General features: G+C 44.3%; 25 protein-coding genes. 18 read left to right on the top strand and 7 right to left on the bottom strand.

Features of this window, described 5'->3' with window-relative positions; translation table 11 throughout:
- Positions 1-153 precede the first annotated feature (153 nt).
- Genes HF974_00525 through HF974_00510 form a run of 4 tightly spaced genes read right to left on the bottom strand, consistent with a single transcriptional unit; the run spans position 154 to position 3,766 of the window.
- Positions 154-1,485 (bottom strand): NAD(P)/FAD-dependent oxidoreductase, encoded by a 1,332-nt coding sequence (locus HF974_00525; protein MBC2696833.1) that lies wholly within the window; start codon positions 1,483-1,485, stop codon positions 154-156.
- 39 nt (positions 1,486-1,524) lie between these two features.
- Positions 1,525-3,141 carry a TIGR03663 family protein gene (locus HF974_00520; protein MBC2696832.1) on the bottom strand — a complete coding sequence of 539 codons (1,617 nt, stop codon included), beginning with the start codon at positions 3,139-3,141 and terminating at the stop codon, positions 1,525-1,527.
- A 39-nt stretch (positions 3,142-3,180) separates the two neighbouring features.
- Complete coding sequence (locus HF974_00515) at positions 3,181-3,522, bottom strand: type II toxin-antitoxin system PemK/MazF family toxin (protein MBC2696831.1); 342 nt, start codon at positions 3,520-3,522, stop codon at positions 3,181-3,183.
- Positions 3,512-3,766 carry a hypothetical protein gene (locus tag HF974_00510; GenBank protein MBC2696830.1) on the bottom strand — a complete coding sequence of 85 codons (255 nt, stop codon included), beginning with the start codon at positions 3,764-3,766 and terminating at the stop codon, positions 3,512-3,514. Before HF974_00510 ends, HF974_00515 begins: the two co-directional genes overlap by 11 nt.
- 373 nt (positions 3,767-4,139) lie before the next feature.
- On the opposite strand from HF974_00510, the gene HF974_00505 reads away from it, so the two are divergent.
- Together HF974_00505 and HF974_00500 are read left to right on the top strand one after the other, a co-directional pair.
- Entirely contained in the window at positions 4,140-4,295 is a 156-nt protein-coding gene (locus HF974_00505; GenBank protein MBC2696829.1) for a hypothetical protein, read from the top strand.
- Between the two features lie 89 nt (positions 4,296-4,384).
- The gene (locus tag HF974_00500) at positions 4,385-4,849 is read left to right on the top strand and encodes a DUF3795 domain-containing protein (GenBank protein MBC2696828.1); all 465 of its coding nucleotides are present in this window, start codon (positions 4,385-4,387) and stop codon (positions 4,847-4,849) included.
- Positions 4,850-4,928: 79 nt separating this feature from the next.
- On the opposite strand, the gene HF974_00495 is transcribed toward HF974_00500, so the two are convergent.
- Positions 4,929-5,177, bottom strand: a complete 249-nt coding sequence (locus HF974_00495) for a hypothetical protein (GenBank protein MBC2696827.1) — start codon at positions 5,175-5,177, stop codon at positions 4,929-4,931.
- A 379-nt stretch (positions 5,178-5,556) separates the two neighbouring features.
- Here HF974_00495 and wtpA point away from each other — a divergent pair, with 379 nt between their 5' ends.
- From wtpA to HF974_00475, 4 genes are all read left to right on the top strand, one after another.
- Positions 5,557-6,648 (top strand): tungstate ABC transporter substrate-binding protein WtpA, encoded by a 1,092-nt coding sequence (gene wtpA, locus HF974_00490; protein ID MBC2696826.1) that lies wholly within the window; start codon positions 5,557-5,559, stop codon positions 6,646-6,648.
- Between the two features lie 114 nt (positions 6,649-6,762).
- The gene (locus HF974_00485; GenBank protein MBC2696825.1) at positions 6,763-7,572 is read left to right on the top strand and encodes an ABC transporter permease; all 810 of its coding nucleotides are present in this window, start codon (positions 6,763-6,765) and stop codon (positions 7,570-7,572) included.
- Positions 7,559-8,602 carry an ATP-binding cassette domain-containing protein gene (locus HF974_00480; protein MBC2696824.1) on the top strand — a complete coding sequence of 348 codons (1,044 nt, stop codon included), beginning with the start codon at positions 7,559-7,561 and terminating at the stop codon, positions 8,600-8,602. The genes HF974_00485 and HF974_00480 overlap by 14 nt, the downstream gene beginning before the upstream one ends.
- Positions 8,603-8,880: 278 nt before the next feature.
- Complete coding sequence (locus tag HF974_00475) at positions 8,881-11,223, top strand: hydrogenase iron-sulfur subunit (protein ID MBC2696823.1); 2,343 nt, start codon at positions 8,881-8,883, stop codon at positions 11,221-11,223.
- Between the two features lie 193 nt (positions 11,224-11,416).
- On the opposite strand, the gene HF974_00470 is transcribed toward HF974_00475, so the two are convergent.
- Together HF974_00470 and HF974_00465 are read right to left on the bottom strand one after the other, a co-directional pair.
- Complete coding sequence (locus HF974_00470; protein ID MBC2696822.1) at positions 11,417-12,664, bottom strand: DDE-type integrase/transposase/recombinase; 1,248 nt, start codon at positions 12,662-12,664, stop codon at positions 11,417-11,419.
- 584 nt (positions 12,665-13,248) lie between these two features.
- Positions 13,249-13,524, bottom strand: coding sequence for a hypothetical protein (locus tag HF974_00465; GenBank protein MBC2696821.1), 276 nt, complete (start codon positions 13,522-13,524; stop codon positions 13,249-13,251).
- Between the two features lie 403 nt (positions 13,525-13,927).
- Here HF974_00465 and HF974_00460 point away from each other — a divergent pair, with 403 nt between their 5' ends.
- The 12 genes from HF974_00460 (at position 13,928) to HF974_00405 (ending at position 20,971) form a co-directional block, all read left to right on the top strand.
- The gene (locus HF974_00460; GenBank protein MBC2696820.1) at positions 13,928-14,503 is read left to right on the top strand and encodes a rubrerythrin family protein; all 576 of its coding nucleotides are present in this window, start codon (positions 13,928-13,930) and stop codon (positions 14,501-14,503) included.
- 15 nt (positions 14,504-14,518) lie between these two features.
- Positions 14,519-15,055 (top strand): archaeoflavoprotein AfpA, encoded by a 537-nt coding sequence (gene afpA, locus HF974_00455; GenBank protein MBC2696819.1) that lies wholly within the window; start codon positions 14,519-14,521, stop codon positions 15,053-15,055.
- A 32-nt stretch (positions 15,056-15,087) separates the two neighbouring features.
- A complete protein-coding gene (locus HF974_00450; protein MBC2696818.1) occupies positions 15,088-15,228 on the top strand; it encodes a YHS domain-containing protein in 141 nt (46 codons plus the stop codon).
- A gap of 38 nt (positions 15,229-15,266) precedes the next feature.
- On the top strand, positions 15,267-15,761 hold the full coding sequence (locus HF974_00445; protein MBC2696817.1) for a ferritin family protein: 495 nt from the start codon (positions 15,267-15,269) through the stop codon (positions 15,759-15,761).
- Positions 15,762-15,778: 17 nt separating this feature from the next.
- Positions 15,779-16,975, top strand: a complete 1,197-nt coding sequence (locus tag HF974_00440; GenBank protein MBC2696816.1) for an MBL fold metallo-hydrolase — start codon at positions 15,779-15,781, stop codon at positions 16,973-16,975.
- Between the two features lie 123 nt (positions 16,976-17,098).
- Positions 17,099-17,374: an FtrB gene (locus HF974_00435; protein ID MBC2696815.1), complete on the top strand. Its 276-nt coding sequence runs from the start codon at positions 17,099-17,101 to the stop codon at positions 17,372-17,374.
- A gap of 71 nt (positions 17,375-17,445) precedes the next feature.
- The gene (locus HF974_00430) at positions 17,446-17,598 is read left to right on the top strand and encodes a hypothetical protein (GenBank protein ID MBC2696814.1); all 153 of its coding nucleotides are present in this window, start codon (positions 17,446-17,448) and stop codon (positions 17,596-17,598) included.
- On the top strand, positions 17,595-17,807 hold the full coding sequence (locus HF974_00425; GenBank protein MBC2696813.1) for a DUF2180 family protein: 213 nt from the start codon (positions 17,595-17,597) through the stop codon (positions 17,805-17,807). Before HF974_00430 ends, HF974_00425 begins: the two co-directional genes overlap by 4 nt.
- Before the next feature lie 13 nt (positions 17,808-17,820).
- The gene (locus tag HF974_00420; GenBank protein MBC2696812.1) at positions 17,821-18,039 is read left to right on the top strand and encodes a DUF2180 family protein; all 219 of its coding nucleotides are present in this window, start codon (positions 17,821-17,823) and stop codon (positions 18,037-18,039) included.
- A 200-nt stretch (positions 18,040-18,239) separates the two neighbouring features.
- Positions 18,240-18,362, top strand: a complete 123-nt coding sequence (locus HF974_00415) for a hypothetical protein (protein MBC2696811.1) — start codon at positions 18,240-18,242, stop codon at positions 18,360-18,362.
- A 248-nt stretch (positions 18,363-18,610) separates the two neighbouring features.
- On the top strand, positions 18,611-18,742 hold the full coding sequence (locus HF974_00410; protein ID MBC2696810.1) for a DUF2892 domain-containing protein: 132 nt from the start codon (positions 18,611-18,613) through the stop codon (positions 18,740-18,742).
- A 144-nt stretch (positions 18,743-18,886) separates the two neighbouring features.
- Complete coding sequence (locus HF974_00405) at positions 18,887-20,971, top strand: thioredoxin domain-containing protein (protein ID MBC2696809.1); 2,085 nt, start codon at positions 18,887-18,889, stop codon at positions 20,969-20,971.
- Positions 20,972-21,387 lie beyond the last annotated feature (416 nt).

The raw sequence follows: 21,387 nt of genomic DNA, 5'->3' as shown, positions 1-21,387 counted from the left end.
GACCCACCCAAAAACAGCCGAATTCTAGTTATTTCAAACTGTAGGTGTAAGGTTCCAGCTTCAAATCATACCTCGGCATATAGATTTTAAAGCGAGTGTGTTAGAAGTACTGCTGCTGTAGCTGTAACAGTCATCGATTCAGTTGCATTCTCTTCAGCTATCCAGCGCAACAGCACCGGCCGCTTCATATCCTGCCCTGACAGAACCGTTCATGCTGCGCTCTGGATAATTAGCCTCAGAGAACATGCCGGCAAGGTACAGCCCATCAACACCGGTCCTATACGGCAGTATCCGCTCAGCATACCCAGTCTCATACACCGGAGCAGTCTGTGCATCCCGTCCCAGTTCCCACCAAAGTACTGCAGACCTGTCAAAATCAGGGTACAGTCTCTCAAGCCCATCCAGGAACATCCCGATAACTTCCTCCTCGCTCCGGGTGTACAGCGGGTCATCATGGTCCTGGAAATACGAAGCAATATAGAGCAGGTGCTCCCCTGCATAATCAGAGCTCGGCATAAAATTAGTATGCTCGATCAAAGCCCCGAACGGCACATCGGCCTTGATGTTCAGCCAGTAAGTACCATCCGTCATCAAAGGCCTTGACATCCTAAGCAGGGCACAGCATGTACCCTGGTAATGGATGGCGCTCGGGTCAAATCCAGGAATACCCGGTTCTACCAGGGACGCCAGGGTAAGAGGAGGTACTGTGGATATCACAGCATCACACGACAAGCTACCTTCTTCAAGCTTGACACCCGAAACCCGGCCGTCTTCCATCAATATCTCCTCCACACCGTTACCTGTTATGATACGCCCGCCCTTTTCCCTTATTGAATCAGCCAGCCCAGCTATCAGATGGTGGAACCCACCCCTCATATATCCCAATCTCTCACCTTCTGCGCCACGGTCTGAGCGTATCTTGACCCTGCCCAGTAACCAGGCAGCACTGACCATGTCGGCGTTCGATCCGAACTTGCTGTTAAGTAGCGGCTGGAAAAAATTATTATAAACCCCGCTGCCCGCTATCTTTAATATCCATTCACCTGCCGTGATGTCATCGTATGACCTGACATCCCTGACAAGCTTTGTCCGCAATACCAGCAGCCCCAGCCTGAAGATATCTAACAGGGACATAGGTGGGAACTTTAGAATTTCCAGGGGAGTGTTCATGGGATATGCCCTGCCGCTCCAGTAATAGCCTGTGGTACCCTTGACCCACTGCAAGCGCTCTGCCAGGCCCAGTTCGTCAATTAGTCCAATCAGTTCGGTATCGCTGGAAAAAAAATGATGGTAATATTTCTCGATATAATAATCATCAGTGTGGTCATCAACGTGACCATCAGTATGGTCATCAATGTGGTAACTCTGTGCCATACCACCCAGTGCATCGTCCTTTTCTACCACGGTTACCTGATGTTCATCTGAGAGCCTGTATGCCGCTGCAAGTCCGGCCAGACCGCCGCCAATTATTACAATCTTGCTCATGTTTTCACATCCAGCCCTTATTAATTACCTTATTCATTATTATCTGTAGAAAAGCACCACTCCATATTCACTCTGGGGCCTGTCAAGCTGGCGGTACATAATGAACCTGTAATTGATATCACCAGGCTTAAACCAATACCATGCCATCTTTGCACTGTCCAGCCGGTGGTAGTCATCACCCACTACCTTCTCCACATAATCAGCATCCTCGTCATGAGCTACCACGATAGGTGCATCCAGTGCAGGATCATTTTCCAGGTTCACCCTCCATTTTACATTTTTATAATGGCGTATCTGCCATAAAAACTGCGTATCCATTTCATTATCCGTGACCTGTATCTCAGTATAAAAGCCTTTGTGCCTATCGGCAGTTTCATGCAGGGTGACCATGAAGTGCTGGAATTTCTGTGGCGGCTGGCTGGCCTGTATCAATGGTTCGGCAGGGTCTGAAAAGTTCTTGTAGTTCAGGTTATAGCTGGTATACAGGAAAAAAGCGAAACATAATACCAGTATGACCACAAAGGTGGCCTCAGCCCATCTTGGCCGCTGTTTCAGGGAAGGCACGACCTCGCCCAGATATGCACCTGCGATCAGTACTGCCGGAAGAAGAGGATGCAGTATCAGCCAGGGTACCTTCTCACCGATATAGGCATAGGCTGCAAGACTGGCAGCCAGCCAGTAGACCAGAAAGACCATCACTGGATTTTCCCTGCTTTTAATAAACCGTTTAATATAGTCTATACTTCCTATAAAGGCAAACAAGGCTACAGGAAGTTCATACAGGAAAAGCAAGGGGATATAGTAATACAGCGGCCCTCCGATACGTTCTATCTCATGCATTTCATACCAGTGGGAAAAGGCACTGAAAGTGGCACCCTTTAAAGCTTCAAAGTCTTTAAAGAAGTAAGAGTAGAATGTCACGTAAATAGCAAGGAACACTACTATGAACAGACCGGTATCCATCAATATCCTGAACATGTTCTTTTCAAGTGATGCGATTATGTCATGCTGCTGGTGTCGGGTCCGATAGAAAAGCCATATCATGTACAATGCATACATTCCGACAGGAAAGCCAAGCAGTGCAATGGTAACGTATGCATTCTCTTTTGCAGTGACTGAAAATGCCAGTGCGGCAGAGCCCAGTGCTACATAAATTAGCCGGTTGGGATTATTTCGTTGCTCAAGATATTTTACCGCACACACCACGGCTGCCAGCGTGAAGAAGGTGATGAATATATCATTACGGAAGAAACGGGAGTAGTATAGGAAAGAGGGTGAGAAGGCGAAGAACGCTGCCGTGATAAGCCAGCCCGGGCGGCCGAGGTAATGCCTGAAAGGATATACCAGGAGTACCATACCAACGCCGGTCAGTGCAGGGACCACACGGGCTGCAAAATCGGTATCCCCTATGATGTTGAATATACTTACTGTGAGGAAATACAAAAACGGACCGTGAAATACCGGGTTGTATTCATAATTGCCGTTTGTGAACAATTTGTAGGCAAATGAGCCTACAGCAGCCTCATCATGGTGGAAGGGGCGAACATCAAGCTGGTACAGGCGCAGGGCCGTGGCTGCTATTACTATAATAGTAAAGATGACAAAGTCCGGCTCCTTAAAAAATGGTCTTTTGTTTGTTGTTTTAGCCCCTGTCATGTTTATCTCGCTTGGTGTTTAGGTTTTTTAAGATCGATTTTATGCCAGACCAAATAGTTTTTGCAGTTTGTTCGCTACTTCATCCTGCATTTTGGGCGATAATTCTCCCAATTCCCGTTTGATAAGTGCTGTCGTGACCGTCATCAGACGGTGCAGCCGGAGTGTTGATGTCACTAGTAACCCGGTCATGGCGAAGTCTGCATCCCCTGAATTTAGTATCAGATCCGTTTCCAGTTGATCAACTGGCATCCGGCTGCTGATAAAAGCCATAATAACATGGCGATGTGGACCGACGGCGTCTGTCAGGCAGACCGCTGGTCGTACTTTGGTCGTCGAAAGATCATCGAACGGAAAAGGCACCAGAACGACTTTACCCTTCATCATAGAACGGTCTCCCATCAGAAAGTGTGTAGATGTCCTCTTCAGTATCTTTCAGGAAATAGAAGGCTGGGTTCGCGGCTGCTGCCTGAAGCCATTCTGTCTCATTTATGTCAGTTTCTTCAGGCACCAGGATGATTACACGGACACGAGTCGGTCCGGTGATGGGCAGCGCCCCATCCAGAACAAGATGGTGCTGGGCGTCAATCGTTCCTGTTGTTTCGATAGCTTTTGTTGCGGTTTGCATTTTGTTTTTCTCTCCGATTTTATGCGTATTGATCTAATCTTTCCAGTATTGTCGTTTCATTTTTCTTCTACTACCTTTATCTCCTCTTTTGTTAGGCCATAAAATCATAAACCAGCCTGTCAATCTGTTCATTAATAATCTTTATCTGCTGCTCATAAATCTCTTTATCTTGCTCCATTCTCACCCCGTGGTATTTCTTCTGGAGTTCGAGCATGTTATCCACCATAGAAACAAGTTTGTCGTGCTGTGCTTTTTATTTCATTTCATATCTGGACATCATGGTAGACTATGTAAGATACACTTAATTATATTTACTATAATTTTGCGAGTGTATGTCTTAGGTCAGATTGGGCGTGTGGTCTGATGGAGTTTTGTGGGTCTGGCTGCCCTCTGCCTGGCAGTATGCGCTGATTTTGGGCTGGCCTTTGGAGATATCTGGATATTGGCATATCTGCCTGGTAGGAGCTTCGACCGGATATTGAGGCTGCCAGGCTTCAAGGTGTGTGTTGCTGGTCCGGCCTTCGTTTGATCGGGAGTGCTGCTGCCGGTAGCGGGCAGGGGTAAACCATAAATTAAAGAAGCGACCGGTTTATTAGTAAAGGTGGATGTGTATATGCTATGACTGAAGAAAGTGAGGATTTGGTGGCATATTGCGGTTTGTACTGTGGAGATTGTCATGGGTATACTGGCCGTGTAGCTGATCTGGCCAGGGACCTGCGAAAGGAGCTCAGGCAGACACGGTATGATCTATTTGCAAAAGAGATGGCCAGCTCTCCCTATGGTAAAAGCTACAAACATTATGATGAATGCTATGAAGTCTTAGGCCAGATGGTAAAATTTCGCTGTAAAAGAGGCTGCCGAAAAGGCGGAGGCAATCCATCCTGCAAAATAAGAAGGTGTGTTCAGAAAAAAGAACTGGACGGCTGCTGGGAATGTTCGGAATTTGAAACGTGTGAAAAACTAGACTCCCTTAAGCCAGTCCACGGAGATGCCCATAAGAAAAACCTAAAGCGACTTAAGAAAGGCGGCAAAAACGAATTCATAGCTGGAAAACACGACTGGTACACCAAAGCTAAGGAATAACACACATCCAACACAAGGAAGGAAAACTCGTCTACGTCCTGGGAACAGGTGGTAGAGAGGCCAGCACACCAAAGAAAGGTTAGGATGTACTGCCCTCTGCCTGGCTATATGCGCTGACCCGGGGCTGGCCTTCAGGGATTTCCAGATACTGGCATACCTGTCTGGTAGGAGTTCCAGCTGGATATTGAGGCTGCCAGGCTTCAAGGTGTGTGCTGCATGTCCGGCTTTCGGTTAATCGGGGAGCTGCCGGCGGGTGGGTGCGTCGCAATATAGCAAATTTTAAATCCCTATCATATAATTTACTACTTTGCACCCTGATAGAATCCATATCCCCTCAGATATTTTCAGGGTGCAAGATGTATCCGAGTTAAAAGACTTTTTTTAAGTTACTCTCGAGTACATCACCCTCTTTCATCTGATACTACTCTCCGGTTTTTATGCACTGATCCGGGAGGCTGGCTTTCAGGGGTAAGAAAATTGCTCAAAAGAGCGAGCTTCATGAGCAAAGAAGACCTTAAAACTCGTCTACTGGAGTTAATCTACTACTTTAGCTGCACGATGGCTAAACTCTTCAAATGGACTTACAAAGGCAAAGTAATGGCTGCTTGACGGTGATTAAACTTGCGCTGAGATGTACTAAAAACACAGGAAGAACCAAAATTAAAATAACAATCTTTAACAACCATTATGTTTATTAAAACATAACAATGACAATAAAAAATCATATCTTTCTAATCCTGACAATATCCTTACTGCTCACAGCCATCTTTTCAGTAACCGGATGCATTGACAACAAAACTACTCCAGACAGTGACGTGGATTCACACGACATTACCGCCAATCAAACCACAGAATCTGACGAAGAAGCAATACTCAAGATATTCCATGCAGGCAGCCTTAGCATACCCATGGCAGAACTGGAAGAAAAGTTCGAAACGCTTCATCCGAATGTGGATGTGCAGCGCGAACCAGCAGGCAGCAGGGCGTGTATTAAAAAGATAACAGAGCTCGACAAACAGACAGATATTCTGGCATCAGCCGATTATACCCTCATTCCGACAATGATGATGCCGGAATATACTAACTGGTACCTTGCGTTTGCGAAGAACCAGATAGTCATAGCCTATACCGATGACAGCAAATACAGTAGCGAGGTCAATTCGGACAACTGGTACGAGATACTCCGCAGACCTGATGTGACATTTGGTTTCTCAAATCCAAATGATGACCCCTGCGGCTACCGCTCAGTAATGGTAACGCAGCTATCTGAAGCCCACTATAATGATGATAACATCTTTGACGACCTCATGGGAGACAATACCGCAATAGAGATGACACTTGACAATGGAACCTTTACAGCAGTAATGCCGGCCTCTGAATATATTGAGCCTAACACAAAAAAGATAATGATGAGAAGTATGGAGGTTGAACTTTCATCTGCACTTGAGACGGGCGAGATCGATTATTTCTATATTTACAGGAGTGTTGCAGTACAGCATGGATTCAAGTTTGTGGAACTCCCACCGCAGATAGACCTGAGCTCAGTTGATTATGCTGATGAATATAATACAGTCAGGCTCAAGACCGCAAACGGTAATATAGTGGTCGGCACGCCGATCGTCTACGGGATTACCATTCCAGACAATGCAATGCAGCCAGAGCTTGGAGTCGAGTTCATAAAACTGCTGCTCAGCGTTGACGGACAGAATGTATTCATAGACAACGGACAGCCCCCTATCGTACCAGCAGTAACGAATGATCTGGAAAATGTACCTGCCGAACTAAGAGCATTACTATAAACAGGCGACTCTACCACGGGGAGTGGGGGTTAAATTTCATTGGTAGAGTTAAATTTAATATAATAAGAATTCGATAACAACATCTGTATGTTGAAGAAAAAGCAGACCAGACCCATGCTCACAAGCCGAAAAGCACCTGAGCCACTTATGCTTGTATTTCTTTTCCTGGCTCTGGTGCTGCTGTTATTTGTAGCTGTAACGCTTGCCAACATGGTGATAGAGCAAGTAGTCACTGACCTACCTGCACTTATAAATGCGGCTTGCGAAAAGTCTGTTATCAAGTCCATATCATTATCCATGTATGCCGGGCTCGTTGCAACTTTGATATCCCTGGTACTTGGGATACCTGCGGCATATATCCTTGCACGTAAGGACTTTTTTGCAAAAGGTTTTGTTGAAAGTGTGCTGGATATACCTGTTGTGGTCCCGCATACGGTAGCTGGCATAGCACTTCTCACGATCTTTGGTGCGAACGGCTTGCTTGGCGCTCCGCTTGAGTCATATATCCAGTTCAGAGACGCATTTGCCGGTATTGTCATTGCCATGCTCTTTGTATCTGCGCCCTTTTTAACCAACTCGGTGCGTGAGGGGTTCCAGAATATAGACCCCAGACTTGAGAACACAGCCCGTTCGCTTGGTGCTCCTATGTGGAAAGCGTTTTTATTTGTCACACTACCGCTTGCTGCACGCCACATAATGGCAGGTTCGATCATGTGCTGGGCCCGGGCGATAAGTGAGTTTGGTGCTGTCGTGATCATAGCATATTATCCGATGATCGGTCCGACACTTGTGTATGACAGGTATCTGTCTTACGGCCTGTCAGCGTCAAGACCTATTGCGGTTCTGCTGATACTGGTTACTCTTACAATATTCATAGCGGTAAGGCTTCTATCCGCGGGCTGGCGTATATATGATAAGGATTGAAGGTCTGCACCGGAACTGGAAAGAATTTGCGCTTAAGGGATTAGACCTTGAAGTGCAGGATGGTGAATATTTCGTAATACTTGGTCCTACAGGTGCCGGGAAGACGCTCCTGCTTGAACTTATTGCAGGATTTCATGCACCGGACAGCGGTGAGATATTTATTAATGAGAAAAACGTCACAGGACTGCCACCTGAAAAGCGCAATATTGGTTTTGTTTACCAGGACTATTCCCTTTTCCCGCACCTGGATGTCAGGAAGAATATCGAGTTCGGACTGCGCATGAGAGGTATCAGGGATCGCAGCAGGGTTGAAAGGATGGCTGAGAACCTGAACATCTCACACCTTCTGCATAGATATCCGCTGACACTTTCAGGTGGTGAGCAGCAGCGGGTTGCGCTTGCGCGCGTGCTTCTCATTGAACCGAATGTGCTGCTGCTGGATGAGCCGCTTAGCGCCCTTGACCCCGGGACCCAGGATACGACCAGGCGATTGCTGAAAAAAATACACAGCATGTCCGACCTGATGGTTATCCATGTTACTCACAACCAGACAGAAGCACAGATACTGGCTGATCGCATTGCAGTTATGATGGATGGCAGGATAGTGCAAGTTGCAGCAGCAAACGAGGTGTTTGACAGACCGCTTAATGACCGTATCGCTCATTTTATGGGGGTTGAAAATGTGCTGAAAGGAACAGTCACTTCTAACAGTGAAGGACTTACTAATATTGCCCTGGATAGCTGTGAGATCGAGGCGGTGTCAAGGTGTGCGGTTGGTGAAACAGTACATGCGTGCCTGCGACCTGAGAATGTGACAATTAGTGTAGTGCCTGTTAAAAGCAGTGCCAGGAATGCGTTTGAAGGAGTGGTGATCGAAATTGAACCGATGGGTGCGCTTTTGAGGGTAAAGGTGGATTGCGGCTTTGTGGTAAATTCGTTCATAACAAAACAGTCGGCACTGGAGTTGGGGCTTGGGCTGGGTAAGCGTGTGACCGTATCATTTAAAGCAACAGCCGTTCATGTAGTCTAAGCTGCGATAAATATAGTTATAAACCAAATAATATTTACTAATAAAATGCAAATTCCAACAAGTAAAAAGCAATAAACCACAGAGGGCACAGAGAGTGAAATCAGATACAAGCTCTGTGTTCTCTGTGGTTAAATTATAATTATCTGAAGATCAAAGTGTCAAGACATTAGTATCGATGATTTCTATTGAAGTCACTACCGATAACTTCTGTCCAAGTTATCTACCAAATATTAGGTTCTTGACTACAATTACCTTAAATAGAAACGGAGGATGCTCTGGTGCGCATAGGAGTCTATATTTGCCACTGCGGCAGCAATATCGCAGGAAACCTGGATGTTGAGTCAGTCCGCGAATTTGCCGGCAACCTGTCCGACGTTGTAGTTTCAAAGGATATCAACTATGCTTGCGGTGACCAGGGGCAGGATGAGATCAAGAAGGATATTCAAGAACTGGACCTTGACCGTATTGTAGTAGCTGCTTGTTCACCAAGGCTGCATGAAGTGACATTCAGGCGAATGGCACAGGCAGCCGGACTGAACCCATACCTGGTCGAGATGGTCAACATCAGGGAGCAGTGCTCATGGGTGCATAGGGATGCATATCATTATGCCACCCAAAAAGCCAAGGACCTGGTGGCCATGGGAGTTGCAAGGGCAAGGCTGCTTAATCCACTGAACGTTGAAAGCGTACCCGCCAACAGGGATGTGCTGGTGATAGGGGGTGGAGTGACAGGCATCCAGGCGGCCCTTAACCTGGCAGACAGCGGGATAAAGGTCCACCTTGTTGAGCAGGATTCCACCATTGGCGGCTGGATGGCACGTCTCAATGATGTTTTCCCCACAAATGACTGTTCCATGTGCGTGCTGGCGCCAAAGATGACAGAAGCAGCAGACCATCCGAACATTACCCTGCATACTTATTCTGAAATCCAGGATATCATCGGCCATATAGGGAATTTCCATGTATCGGTAGTGCATAAGCCAAGGTATGTGGATGTATCCAAATGCAAAGGCTGCATCGAACTGTGTGGATCCGTATGTCCTATAGAGGTACCAGTGGAAGTGGATGGGGGGCTCAGCCTGCGTAAGGCTATCTACCTGCCCATGTCCCAGGCAGTGCCATTTGTGGCAGTTGTGGACCCGAAACACTGTGTAGGCTGCGGGCTGTGCGTGAAGGCCTGTGAACCTGAAGCCATTGATATTGACCAGAAAGAAGAATTTGTGGTGTTTGATGTGGGTGCTATTATAGTTGCTACAGGCTACCATCTTTTTGATGCATCCAGGAAGCCCGAGTACGGATATGGCATTGTGAAAAACGTCATTACCAGCATGGAACTGGAACAGATGCTTAACGCATCGGGTCCGACACAGGGACGATTGGTCCGTCCTTCGGACGGACGCGAGGCAAAACGGGTGGCCTTCATCCAGTGTGTAGGTTCCAGGGATGAGACTGTGGGCAACCCGTACTGTTCAAGAGTGTGCTGTATGGCTGCTATAAAAAATGCCGGACTTATTATGAACAGGAACCCTGAAAATCATGTGACTGTTCATTATATAGATATCAGGGCGGGCGGAGAGAACTATGAGGAATATTATATCAAGCAGCAGGAGAAAGGTGTTGAGTTCATAAGGGGCAGAGTGGCATCGGTAAAGGAGGTGGACGGTGAGGCTGTGATCACCTACGAGGATACCATGACAGGTGAGATAGTGGACAGTACTGTTGACCTGGTCGTGCTCTCTGTGGGCCTGGAGCCAAATACTAATGCAGACAGCATTGTGGATTACCTGAACCTGAGCCGGCGGCCCGATAGGTTCATTCAGGTAGCCCATCCTAAAATGCGGCCCGTGGATACCCATACCAGGGGCGTGTTCGTGGCTGGCTGTGCTTCGGGACCAAAAGAGATACAGGTATCTATTGCACAGGGAATGGCGGCATCTGCCAGGGCACAGGGACTGCTTAGCAGCGGTAGTATCCAAAAAGATGTGATGGGTGTAAGGTTAGTAGACGAACTGTGCAATGGCTGCCGGTTGTGCGAGGAAGTATGTACTTACGGCAGGATCAAAGTTATTGACGGCAAGGCTGTTGTGGATGAGCTGACCTGCGGCGGGTGCGGTACCTGTGCAGCGGCATGTCCACGGGGAGCCCTGCAGACCAGGCATTCTACTGATGAGCAGATACTGGCCCAGGTTCGGGCTGCTACAGAGGATATCAGGGAGACTCCATTGATCATTGGGTTTTTGTGCAACTGGTGCAGTTATGCGGCGGCAGACCTGGCAGGGACGCAGGGTGTATCCTATCCGACAAATATCAGGAACATCCGTGTGATGTGTGCGGGAAGGGTGAACCCGTCTTTTGTGCTGGAGGCATTGAAGGGCGGTGCGGACGGCGTGCTGGTGGCAGGGTGCAGGTTGGATGAATGCCATTATATTTCAGGGAACGCCCGGGCCCAGCAGCGGATGGATGTACTCAGGGATGTGCTGGCTGAACTTGGGATCGACCAGGGGCGTGTGAGGACTGCATGGGTGGCGGCAAGTGAGGCTGGGAAGTTTGCAGGTGAGGTCAGCAGGTTTGTGGAGGATCTGGAAAAGATGGGGACTATCGGGAGCGAGCTGGATAAATAAATATGGAACCGGAGTATTTCATATTTGATGTAATGGAAATTATTGTAAACGGGAAATGAAGGTAAAGTCTGTGGAGAATATATATTTGGAAAGGCTCATAACATCGTGTACACAAAAAGGCTCAACACATCGAGTACACCTCAAGTGCATGTTAGGTCCATAACATCGTGTACACTTTTCACGTTCAGAACTTCTATTCAAATCTTTTTATATTTTCACCAATCTTGTACTCATAAATCTTGATAAGACTCGCCTCTTCTGCGTTCTTGTCCCGATAGTATACCTTTAATTGTTCCTGTTTTGTGTCGATAGTAGCCCAGACATATTCATAAGCCAACGATTCACCGACATCAAAGTCCTCATTCAGCACACTGATTGTTCCATCTCCCTTCACCTGTCGGATAAAGTGCACTTTTCCCTCTGTGATTGGCAGACTATCCACACCAATCTCGAAATCCTCTGGAAGTTTGCGGTGCGGTATAGCCTCCAAATCAGTCATCCGATACTTCCAGTCCTGGTGATTATTGTGCCGCATCAGGAAAGTTTTCGCCTCGCTCCGAATGTGTTCCAGATCTGTCCATTGTTCTCGTTCCCACAATTTCTCTCCAAAATCCCCATTTAAGTCTTCTATTGTACCGTTCATCCATGGCTTGCTTGGTGCGATAAACACGGGCTCGACACCGAGATGGAGGCACAACCTCACGACACGACTGAAATGCCTTGAATGTATTAAATCACAGATAAAAGAGGCGCCATTATCCATTTGAAGATAATTAGGACTCGCATTTTTAGTCCAGCAATCGAACAAGAACTCGATTACGTCATCCATAGTCTGCCCTGCGTACTGCTGGATGTGTGCCTTGCTGCTAACAACATCAATCAAATTCAGGGACGAGATCCTCCCATAGCCCTTGATGTGTCGCGGTCCCACAAAGTCCATCTGATGGACATCGTTAGCTTTAGTAGGATTTAACAGAGTGTACCGTTTCTTGGACTTGCATCTGATGTATCGCTTCCTCTTTTGGACTATCAGGCCGTTCCTTTTGATGATGCGTTTGATTGTTGACAGGCTTGGGGTCACATCTTCTGAGTAACCAAGCTCGTGCATACGAAATTGTATCTCAACGGCTCCGATACAGCGATACTTTGTGTCTTCGGTTGCCCCTTCCAAGAGTGACTTTCGCACGTTCACCACAAGCTGTTCTATCTCCGAGTCCGTTTTCCGGTGAACATTCTTCGGTGCTCTGGATTCTTCTTTGAACCACTCCTTCTCATGGCTTTTATTGAGGCTGTTGTATCTCCCAACCCATTTTTGCAACCATGATCTTGACCTGCCAAGACTTTTGCAGATTTTGGAGGGGCGTTCGCCCCTTTGATATCGATTGACCGCATCAATACGCTCCTGTTCCTTTTCTGTATATGTTTCAGTTGGTTTTACCATAACACATCATCAGATGCACTATGTTTTTTTACTCTGAAATTTCACAACTGTACTCGATGTGTTGAACCTAGTGAGCACTTGAAAAAGTGTAGCCGATGTGTTGAGCCATTCCACTTATGCACTTGAAGTGGTGTTGAATCCAATACTTGTCCTGTCACAACGAATAGGTAATAAATTACGCATCTGGCTTCCGAAACCACTCTCACGAAATAGACAACGGGTCATAGAACTATCCGGCTTTGATGTTGATATATATCAAGGAGAATGGGCTGTTGGTGGAAAAAAGGTAAATATTACAAAAGAGGGGTGCGAAATATGAGTCAGAAGTGGAATACGTATAATTTTTGCAGATAATGGTGCTAAAATAACGTTTTTAGAAATTTATCATAAAAAAAAAAAGAAAATCATGACATTAATCGAATAAAGAAATATTTTCTAATTAAGACTTGAATAAGCTATTTTTTAAGTATGCGCATTAACAGGATACTTCAGCCACCAGACCCCGGACTTTAATTGCCGAGACCTGTAAATAATACTCGACATCAAGATTTTCTCTCTTAACCACCAATATTTTACACTGCCCGTCAATCCTGAAGCTCTTCAGAAAACGGATATTCCAGTTTCAATTCCTTATAGGCCCATTTGAATTTTTCCTCGATAACTTCCGGGGTATAATCATCCGATGGGCACTTTTCCAGCAGTTCGTATGCCCGCCTGCGCCTGTTGCCAAAGTTTTTATTGATCTCATCCTTATCCATCTTAATCTCTTTCCACCTCAGCACAATATCAGGCACGAGCTGGTCCAAGATCACTCTCAGACGTTTACAGGGGTAATCAATATCGTATATATCATCCTTCATAATTTCACCAATTAATAAGAGTAACCGGATTTATTTAATATTTTCTGGTAATATATAAAGTATTGGATTATATACTCAAGTTGATCTGCCGAAAGGAGGATTTTGTTCATGTAAATTATAAGCCATTAGTCATCGGTTAAGGAGTTTGACTGGCTCGATTTGTATTATTTTTCAAATAACCAATGATTTTTTATGATTAACCAATTTAGTTTGAATGGAACACAGATGACACGGATTAGACGGATTTATTTTCGTATCCGCGCGCATCCGTGTCATCCGTGTTCTATCACAATATTACTCTTAACCGATGACACATGAATTATAAGCAATATTAATTACAAATAAGATTATATTAGGTTTAGACAACAATCATTAATTAGAATATACACGGGAGGTATGAATTATTACAAGCGTAAAAACAACGCAGACGGAAAAGAACCTATTGACCGCTTTTGCGGGAGAATCGCAGGCAAGAAACCGCTATACATTTTTCGCATCAGCAGCGAAAAAAGCCGGGTATGAACAGATATCAGCCATCTTCATAGAGACTGCTGATAATGAAAAAGAACATGCTGAAAGATTATTCAAATTCCTCGAAGGCGGCGAAGTAGAAATTACCGGTTCATTTCCAGCAGGTATAATAGGTGATACAGCATCAAATCTTGAAGCCGCAGCCGATGGCGAGAATCATGAACATACAACGATGTATCCACAATTTGCTGAAGTGGCCCAAAAAGAAGGTTTTTCTGAAATTGCAGAAGTGTTTAGAAATATCGCAGTGGCTGAAAAGGCACACGAAGAACGCTACCGTGCACTGATCGAGAATATTAAAAATAACATGGTATTCAAGCGGGACACTGTCGTAAAATGGAAATGCCGTAACTGCGGATACATCCATGAAGGTACAGAAGCACCTGGAGAGTGTCCGGCATGTGCTCATGCAAGGGCATATTTCGAGTTGTGGGCGAAGAATTATTAATTGACAGGTGGGGACATGAAAAGGATAGCATGGGGAATTACCGGTTCAGGTGACATGATACAGGAAACATATGATGTCATGGTCAATATAAAGAAAAAGACAGACCTTGAATTCATGGTATTCCTGTCAAAAGAAGGTGAAACTGTATTGAAATGGTACCGCATGTGGAATGATATCCAGCGTGATTTTAACAACTTCAAGACAGATGCCGGGCCCAATTCGCCTTTCATTGCAGGTCCGCTTCAGGTAGGGTTCTACGACCTGCTGCTTATCGCACCTGCAACAGCAAATACTGTGGCAAAGATCGTCAATGGAATTGCGGACAGCCTGGTCACAAATGTTGTGTCCCAGACCGCAAAAGGAGATACTCCTATCTATATACTGCCGGTCGACCAGGTCAGGGGTACTGTCAAAACAATAACTCCTACCGGAAAGACGCTTGAGCTCAAGATGCGCAATGTAGATGTATCAAATTCCGAAAAACTTGCGCAGATGGAGAATATCACAGTATTGAAAAGTCCTGAGGAAATCTATGAGGTAATAGGAATATAGAGTGAGTAGTTAAACTATAGAGGTGATATGAAATGGCAATAGATCCCATATGTAAAATGGAAGTGGATGAATCAACAGCACAGCACACTTCAGAATACAAGGGAAAGAAATATTATTTCTGTGCCCCTGGCTGCAAAAAGGAATTCGATAACAATCCGGAAAAGTATTGTTGATAATTAAGTGATAATCAGGTAATAATCGGGTGATAAACATGTCGAAAGATATAATGATAGAGTTTGAAGGATCAATTGATAATATTGCATCCCTTGAAGATGCAGTGAATACCGCACTTACGATTGAACAGCAGGGACATAAGTTTTATCTTGATAAAGCAGGGACTTCAACTGGTATAGCTGCAAAAGGTCTATTCGAATACCTGGCAGCAGAAGAGGGCAGGCATATAGAATATCTCAATGATTTTCTGAAAACAGGGCATTTATCTGTTTTAAATGAGGCTGCTCCACCGGATTTTACTCGGTCTTTTGCCAGTGAGTTTACAGAAGAAAAACCGGGTGAGCTGGATGTATTGATGAGTGCTCTACGGTTTGAGCAAAAGAACGAGAATTTTTACAAAGAACTTGCAGTATGGACACACAATTTTGAACAGAAGGAGTTCTTTGATATGATGGCATCTTTTGAACACGGACATGTGGAACTCATTGACGGCTTTATCGATGCTGCAACACAGTTTCGAATGGAAACGTAGAATACGGGGCGTTATAATTGACAGATGAAGTAGAACCGCTGGCATTGGCCCGGGGTGTATACTGGGTGGGCGTAATAGACTGGAACTTAAGGGATTTTCATGGCTATGTAACCCCAAAAGGGACCACGTATAATGCATATCTGGTAGTGGATGATAAAATTACGCTTGTGGATACGGTAAAAGCTGAGTTCTCAGCCGAGATGCTCAAACGAATAAGCCAGATAGTAGATCCCGCAAAGATCGACTATGTAATTGTAAACCATGTTGAAATGGACCATTCAGGATCACTTCCGACAATTATGAAAGCAGCGCCAGACGCAACGATATACTGCTCAAAGAATGGTAAGGATGGTCTGCATCTGCACTATAAGGCAGACGGCTGCGAGGACTGGGCCATCGAGGTCGTTAAAACAGGCTCTGAATTAAGCCTGGGCAGCAAGACCCTGATGTTTATCGAAGCAACCATGCTGCACTGGCCCGATAGTATGCACACCTATATTAAAGAAGATAAGATACTGCTGTCAAATGATGCTTTCGGTCAGCATATTGCAACTTCAAAGCCTTTTGATGATGAAGTTGGAGACGTAATGGCAGAAGCTGCTGAATATTATGCAAATATCCTGATGCCATTTGGCCGGATCATCCTAAAATACATTGACACTGTGAAAGAACTGGGCATTGACATCAACATGATCGCACCTGGTCACGGCATTATCTGGAGGCAGGATCCGGCAAAGATAATAGCAGCCTACGGGCGCTGGGCCAGAAGTGAGACTACTAAAAAAGTGCTGATCATCTATGATACCATGTGGGGCAGTACCCATACCATGGCAAAATCAATACTGGATGGTATAAAAGCGGCCGGAGTAGAAGTAAAACTTATAAACATTAGAAAGATCGATCTGAGCGGTATAATAACAGAGGTACTGGAAGCACCTGTGATCATTGTGGGTTCTCCTACCCTGAACAATGGGATATTTCCGTCTGTTAGCGGATTCTTGACCTACCTTAAAGGATTGCACCCCAAGGGCAGGCAAGCTGTGGCCTTCGGATCATATGGCTGGGGCGGCGGTGCTGTAAAAGCAATGGAAAAGGAACTGGAAATGGCTGGATTTAAGTTGATCGAGCCAGGGATGCAGATACGATATCGGCCCGATGAGGAGGGAATAGCAGCCTGCCGGCAACTGGGTGAACGGATAGCCGGGTTTGTATAATGACATTAACTGTTATAGAAATTGAGCAAGAAAATCCTCCCTTCGGTTGGATTTACTTGAGTGTACATAGTCATACTTTATATACAGAAAAGATAAGAATATATAATGAAGGAGTGATATATAATGGCACAATCCAAAGATTTAGAAACTGAAATGTATGAGTGGGCTAAAGCGAATGCGTCAGAATCAGGGTACAAATTGAATCCTGATTATGACATTGTAATGACAGCCATAAAAGGTCTTGCCAACAATAAGAAAAAATATGGAGAAGTGTACTGTAGCTGCAGGGTAATTACAGGTGATAAAGAAAAAGATAGGAAGATCATCTGTCCGTGTGCATATCGCAGCAGGGATATGGATCGAAAAGGAGCATGTAAATGTGCACTGTATGTGAAATGATCTTCTTTTAATGGAATCGTATCTGGAAAGAAAAAGGAGGTATAATATGGTCAATTGGAAATGTTCGAACTGTGGATATACATTGGAAGCTGATGTACCGCCGGATCAATGTCCTTCATGTCACGAGAAATGCGAATTTATTGATGTCAGCTGCTACATTCCAGAGTGTGACACCGGTACTGGAGTTGATGATAGGCTATAATAAAGAGGTGAAAATACTATGAAATGTTATATCTGTGCAGAACAAGGAAAACATACCGATGCAGTGGGAGTATGTATTGTCTGTGGAATGGCAGTATGCCGTGAACACATGATCAGGGAGGAAACACCTGTATGGGATGGAACATATCCTGTAAGATTAAAAACGGATCTGGAACATGTTAAACGAATAATCTGCCCGCCATGCCATGCGGCATTAAAGGAAAATATTTAAGGTGGTGAAAGATATGCTAAAATGTTTTATGTGTGATGAAAAAAATAAGACAGAAGAAGCTGTTAGTATCTGCATAGTCTGCGGCATGGGATTATGCATGGAACATGCTCGAAGGGCAGACCTGGAGATATGGGAAGGTCACTACCCTATGCCTGTGAAAACAATGGAAAAAGACCTGCCCAGGTTCTTATGTGAGTATTGCATAGAAGCAACATATATTGCAACAGATTAAGAATGAGTGTGGTCGTATCCATTTCAAATCTAATGATAAATTGGAAAAATACAATCATACCAAATTGTAGATTACAACATCAGTAGCTATCATTGACTGATGATGTGTGTCGTTACTATGTGGTATTCCCAACAAATTTGAAGTGGATACGTGTGATCTGAAAGGCTGTCAATAAAACGGAAGAAAAATACACATGCACCATCTGTGGAAATGAGGTGAAGTTAACACAGGTTGGGGGAGGTACCCTGGTCTGCTGCGGAGAAGATATGAAATTGATGGGATTGTTTTGTTATGTTGAGGCTAAAAACTTTTATCTTGGGTGAATATTATGACGCAGGGTAATAATTCAGAAATACATGTTGATGAGACACTGGATTGTATCGGGTTATTCTGTCCCATGCCCATCTTCAATGCCACAGGGTGCAATTGTGGCATACGACGCATATAAAAAATTGAGGTTATCATACTTACACGAATATGAGGTAAATAAATGGAGACAAATGAAGGTACGGTTGACCGGATTATTTGAGTAATTCTCGGATCCATACTGATATATACAGGAGCTATACAAATGGATTTGTCTGGTGCACTTGCCTATATTGTGGTGCTGATAGGACTTATCATGTTGATAACTGGAATAATTGGACACTGTGGATTATACACTGTTATTGGAATCAATACTTTTAAGAAAAAAACCGATTAGATGGTATATTAGATGGTATAATACAGAATGGATCATTCTGGATATCTTCCGGTAATAAAGAATGCAGTGCCAGAGGTTTAACTATTAAGAAAGTGCTAAATAGGCTAAAATTGCATAACCTCTCCCCAAAACAATGTTATTATCATGCCAGGTGGCAATAAAGTAAGTAAATGGACTCCAAATGCTCTAATAAATGAAAAAAGTCCATATTTATTACAGCATGCCTATAATCCGGTCGATTGGTTTCCATGGGGGAAAGAAGCACTATCACGTGCCAGAAATGAAGATAAACCCATCTTTATAAGTATTGGATATTCCACCTGCCACTGGTGTCATGTGATGGCACGAGAATCATTTGAAAACACACAAACAGCTGATATCCTAAATGCAAATTTCATATGTATAAAAGTTGATCGTGAAGAGCGCCCGGACCTGGATGAAATTTATATGAGGTCCGTACAGATGCTTGCAGGTACTGGCGGCTGGCCTCTATCTGTTTTTCTCACACCTGATAAAACCCCATTCTATGGCGGAACATATTTTCCACCTGAACCACGACATGGTTTACCTGCCTTTAACGATCTTTTACAGACAATTATGCAAATCTGGCGAGATGATCGAGAACAGATCAAGCAGAATTCCAAACATATCTTACAGCTTTTAAACAATTCCTATCTCCATAAACCTGAGATAAGGACTGAAACAATCTCAAGCGATCTGCTTGATAATGCTTATGAACAACTCATACTTCAGTTCGATTCTGACTATGGAGGATTTGGTACGGATATAAGGTATGGTCTTGTGAAAATACCAAAGTTCCCACAGCCTGGTTTTCTTTCTTTTTTGCTTCGGTATTACCATCGTACCAAAGAGAAATCAGCATTAACAATGGTGGAGAAAACACTGTATGCAATGGCAGAAGGTGGAATTTTTGATTATTTAGGTGGAGGTTTTCATCGATATTCTACTGATAACCAATGGCTTATACCGCATTTTGAAAAAATGCTCTATGACAATGCACTGTTATCGAGAGTATATTTTGAGGCATACCAGATTACAGGTGACTCATTTTTTTCGCAGATAGGTAAACGGACACTGGATTGGGTAATACAAGAGATGACCAGCCCAGACGGAGGTTTTTACTCAGCATTGGATGCTGATAGCGAAGGTAGTGAAGGTGCATTCTATGTATGGTCACATACTGAAATAAATTCAGTTCTTGATAAAGAGCTAAGCGAAACCATCTGCCAATACTTCGGAATAACTCAACAAGGGAACTTTGAAGGAGGCAGCAGCGTATTTCATATAACCAAAACAGTTAGTGATGTGAACTATCCGGATGCTACAATTAAGGCCATGCAGCAGCTTCTCAATGCACGTAATCAAAGGGTACGACCGGCAACCGATGATAAGATCATTACCGGATTGAACGGTCTGATGATCAGTGCTTTTTCAGCAGGATATCAGGTATTGCATGATAAACGCTTTTTAGAAATGGCAACTTCAGCAGCTCGGTTCATCCTTGACAATCTCTTAAATGAAGGACAATTATATAGACGCTATAGGGATCACGAAGTTGCGATTCCTGCAAATCTGGAAGATTACACTTTTTTTATTGCAGCACTGCTTGATCTGTATGAGGCCAGTTTCGATTCGCAATGGCTGAAAAAAGCAATCCAATTAAATGAAAGTATGATTGAGATGTTCTGGGATAAAGCTGATGGAGGATTCTATTTCAATGCCTATGGTGAAACTGAACTTATTGTATCTATAAAGGAAGCTTATGATGGACCAACTCCTTCCGGTAATTCAATTGCCGCACACAACCTGCTTAGACTTGCAGCAATAACTGTCAATGAGGAGCTGACAACATATGCTGAAAAAATTTTTCGGGCCTTTGGTATGGAACTTGAGCAAAATCCACTGGCACACACACAAATGCTTTGTGGGGTTGATTTTTATCTAAGCAGCCCTTTGCAAATTGTGGTAGTAAGTCAAACCACTAAAGAGGCCGATGCATTTGTGGCTGAGATCAACCGTCATTTTATGCCAAATAGAATCCTCATCTTAATAGATTCTGATGTTACTTTGGATGAACTTTTGGATATGATACCATTAATTAGAAACAGGGTAGCCATCCAGGGTAATCCAACTGTGTATATTTGTGAAAACTTCACATGCAAGACTCCAATCACAAATTTAGATGATTTGAGACAAGCGCTTATCTAAACCTCTCCTAAGTACAATCATACCTCAAATCTCTCAAGTCCCCTTGGGGGGTATCTCATCATGACAAGATTAAATAATAGTATCTGTGCGGAATTGCCCCTCTCATCAACCATTCTTCCCCATCAGTATCAGGGATGAAAATTCCCACCTAAAATTGCCCCACTTTTCCCATTGAAAATTGACCCACCCTATATACTAAAATCCTCATGTTTTATTGCAGGAGGTTTTGGGTGATCTCAATGGAAGATTGGATAACAATAAAGAACCTAAAGAAGCGAAATCCCAAAATGGGAACAAGGTCAATTGCAAAGCAACTCGATTTATCGAGAAACACTGTGAAAAATGCGCTACGATCAGAAGATCCACCAGCGTATAAAAGAAAGCCGTATACAAATCCGGAACTACAACCATTTCAG

Source organism: ANME-2 cluster archaeon, assembly GCA_014237145.1.
Classification (GTDB): domain Archaea; phylum Halobacteriota; class Methanosarcinia; order Methanosarcinales; family Methanocomedenaceae; genus Methanocomedens_A.
Note: the sequence above shows the minus strand (reverse complement) of the source record. Positions and strands in the feature narration are given on the sequence as shown.